The 2,856-nt window shown below is 72.7% G+C and carries 3 protein-coding genes; 1 reads left to right on the top strand and 2 read right to left on the bottom strand.

Features of this window, described 5'->3' with window-relative positions:
• Together H5J30_RS25390 and H5J30_RS25385 are read right to left on the bottom strand one after the other, a co-directional pair.
• The coding region (locus H5J30_RS25390; RefSeq protein WP_181789676.1) for a MarR family transcriptional regulator at positions 1–252 on the bottom strand (252 nt) is incomplete at its 3' end.
• Positions 253–379: 127 nt separating this feature from the next.
• Entirely contained in the window at positions 380–1,423 is a 1,044-nt protein-coding gene (locus H5J30_RS25385; RefSeq protein WP_181789675.1) for a LacI family DNA-binding transcriptional regulator, read from the bottom strand.
• A 249-nt stretch (positions 1,424–1,672) separates the two neighbouring features.
• Here H5J30_RS25385 and H5J30_RS25380 point away from each other — a divergent pair, with 249 nt between their 5' ends.
• Positions 1,673–2,842: a Gfo/Idh/MocA family protein gene (locus H5J30_RS25380; protein ID WP_181789674.1), complete on the top strand. Its 1,170-nt coding sequence runs from the start codon at positions 1,673–1,675 to the stop codon at positions 2,840–2,842.
• Positions 2,843–2,856 lie beyond the last annotated feature (14 nt).

Genomic DNA, 2,856 nt, shown 5'->3' with positions numbered 1-2,856 from the left:
GTCGGCGGCCGACGGCCCGCGCGTGATCAGGCCGTCCTTCTCGAACTTGCCGAGCAGCCTGCTCAGATACCCCGCGTCCAGCGTGAGCGCACCGCGCAGGTCGGCGGCGTCGGCCTGCGGGGCAGAACTCAGCTCGTAGAGCACGCGGGCCTCGGTGAGCGTGTACGGCGTGTGGAGCTGGCGGCTGTAGTCGAGGGCGCCGATCAGATTCGTATAGAAGCGGTTGAACGAACGGATGTCCTCGATGGTCACGGAACCCACCTCCTGGCGCGTACTTTCCTTTGACTGAGTCAAAGATACCCGCATGCGCGGACCCCGTGCAGAGTTATCCACAGACCGTCCCGTCCGGTCGGACAATCGCCCCGGACCTCGAACCCCGCTACGCCCGCGGGGCCGCCGTCGACGCCCGCGCCACCAGCTCCGCCGGCACCATGTCGCGCCCGCCCGCCGGCGACTCCTCCCGCCCCAGTGCCAGCCGCGCCGCCCGCGCCGCCGCCTCCTGCAGCGGCAGCCGCACCGTCGTCAGCGCCGGAGTCGCGTCCGCGCTGAACGGCAGGTCGTCGAAGCCCGCCACGGACACGTCGCCGGGGATGTCGAGGCCCTTCTCGCGCAGCGCCGCGCAGATCCCCAGCGCCACCGCGTCGTTCGAACCGACGACGGCCGTCAGCCCCGGCTCGCGGTCCAGCAGTTCGAGCGCCCCGTCGTAGCCGGACTTCCGGGTGTACGGGCCGTGCACCGTCAGCCGGCCCAGCTCGCCGGCGTCGCCGCCGAGGCCGTGGGCGGCGAGCGCGGCGCGGTGGCCTTCGAGGCGGTGCCGGGTGGTGGTGCGGTCGGCGGGGCCCGCGACGTAGCCGATGCGGCGGTGGCCGAGGGAGATCAGGTGCTCGGTGAGCCGGCGCCCGCCCTCGCGGTTGCCGAACTCGACGGCGAGCACGGAGCCCTCCGGGGCGGCGCTCGCCGGCCGGCCGAGGAGGACGACCTGCGTGCCGTTCGCCGCGAGCCGGCCCACCTTCGCCGCGCTGGCGGCGGCGTACTCGGGCGTCTCGACGGCGCTGCCGGTGATCACGACGGCGGCGGCGCGCTGGCGCAGCAGGAGCGTGAGGTAGGTCAGCTCGCGCTCCGGGGAGCCGCCGGTGTTGCAGACGACCGCCAGCTTCTCGCTGCCCAGCTCGGACTGGACGGCGCTGGCCATGATGCCGAAGAAGGGGTCGGCGACGTCGTTGACGAGGACGCCGACGAGGTCGGAGGTGGCGGCGGCGAGCGCGCTCGCGGGGCCGTTGATGACGTAGTCCAGCTCGTCCACCGCGGCGAGCACGCGGGTGCGGGTCGCCTCGGCCACCGGGTAGTTGCCGCTGAGTACCCGGGAGACGGTCGCGGCGGAGACGCGGGCGCGTGCCGCGACGTCCGCGAGGGTGACTGCCATCGCTCTGCCTCCCGTTCGGGTACGACGATCCGGCCCCCGTGGCCGGAATCCCCCGGGGCCGCGCGGGCCCCGCCCGGCGAGGTTCGCCGGTCCGAGCTGTGAGCGGAAGTCTTGCACGTCGCGCCGCCCGCGTCGCGAGGGTGGCAGGAGTGTGCACGCCTTTGTCAGTACCCGGTCGGGCTCTTGCGCTGCACGCCGGGCGGGGATAGCTTTCTCCCGGGGCAGAAAGCGCTTACTATGGGAGACCAGATGCCACGTAGGACGCTGCGTATCGCCATGAACGGCGTCACCGGGCGGATGGGGTATCGACAGCACCTCGTCCGTTCGATTCTTGCCATTCGCGAGGAAGGCGGGCTGGATCTCGGCGGCGGCGACGTGCTGTGGCCCGAGCCGGTTCTGGTGGGCCGCAGGGAGCACGCGCTCCGGGACATCGCCCGCCGGCACGACCTGCCGGAGTACACCACCGACCTCGACGCCGTGCTCTCGGACGACTCCGTCGAGCTGTACTTCGACGCCCAGGTCACCTCCGCCCGCGAGGAAGCGGTGAAGAAGGCCGTCGCCGCGGGCAAGCACATCTACGTGGAGAAGCCGACCGCCACCTCCGCCTCCGCCGCCCTCGAACTCGCCCGGATGGCGCAGGGCGCCGGCATCAAGCACGGCGTGGTGCAGGACAAGCTCTTCCTGCCGGGGCTGCTGAAACTCAAGCGCCTCATCGACGGCGGTTTCTTCGGCCGCATCCTGTCGGTCCGCGGCGAGTTCGGCTACTGGGTCTTCGAGGGCGACTGGCAGCCCGCCCAGCGGCCCTCCTGGAACTACCGCGCGCAGGACGGCGGCGGGATGGTGCTCGACATGTTCCCGCACTGGGAGTACATCCTGCACGAGCTGTTCGGCCCGGTGCGCAGCGTGCAGGCGCACGTCACCACGCACGTGCCGCGCCGCTGGGACGAGGGCGGCGAGGAGTACGAGGCGACCGCGGACGACGCGGCGTACGGCATCTTCGAACTGGCCGCCCCCGGCGGCCCCGTCGTGGCGCAGATCAACTCCTCCTGGACTGTCCGCGTCCACCGCGACGAGCTGGTCGAGTTCCAGGTCGACGGCACGGACGGCTCCGCCGTCGCGGGCCTGCGCGGCTGCCGCGTACAGCACCGGGCGGCGACGCCGAAGCCGGTGTGGAACCCCGATCTGCCGGTCTCGGAGACCTTCCGCGACCAGTGGCAGGACGTGCCCGACAACGCGGGTCCCGCCGGGTTCCCCAACGGCTTCCGCGCCCAGTGGGAGCTGTTCCTGCGGCACCTGCTGCTCGACGAGCCGTACCACTGGGACCTGCTCGCCGGCGCGCGCGGGGTGCAGCTCGCCGAGCTGGGCCTCAAGGCCGCCGCGGAGGGGCGGCGCGTCGAGGTGCCGGAGCTGGCCCGATGACCACGATCCGGCTG

Origin of the sequence: Streptomyces phytophilus (genome assembly GCF_013870535.1) — a bacterium.
GTDB lineage: Bacteria > Actinomycetota > Actinomycetes > Streptomycetales > Streptomycetaceae > Streptomyces > Streptomyces phytophilus.
This window is presented reverse-complemented; position numbering and strand designations above follow the sequence as displayed.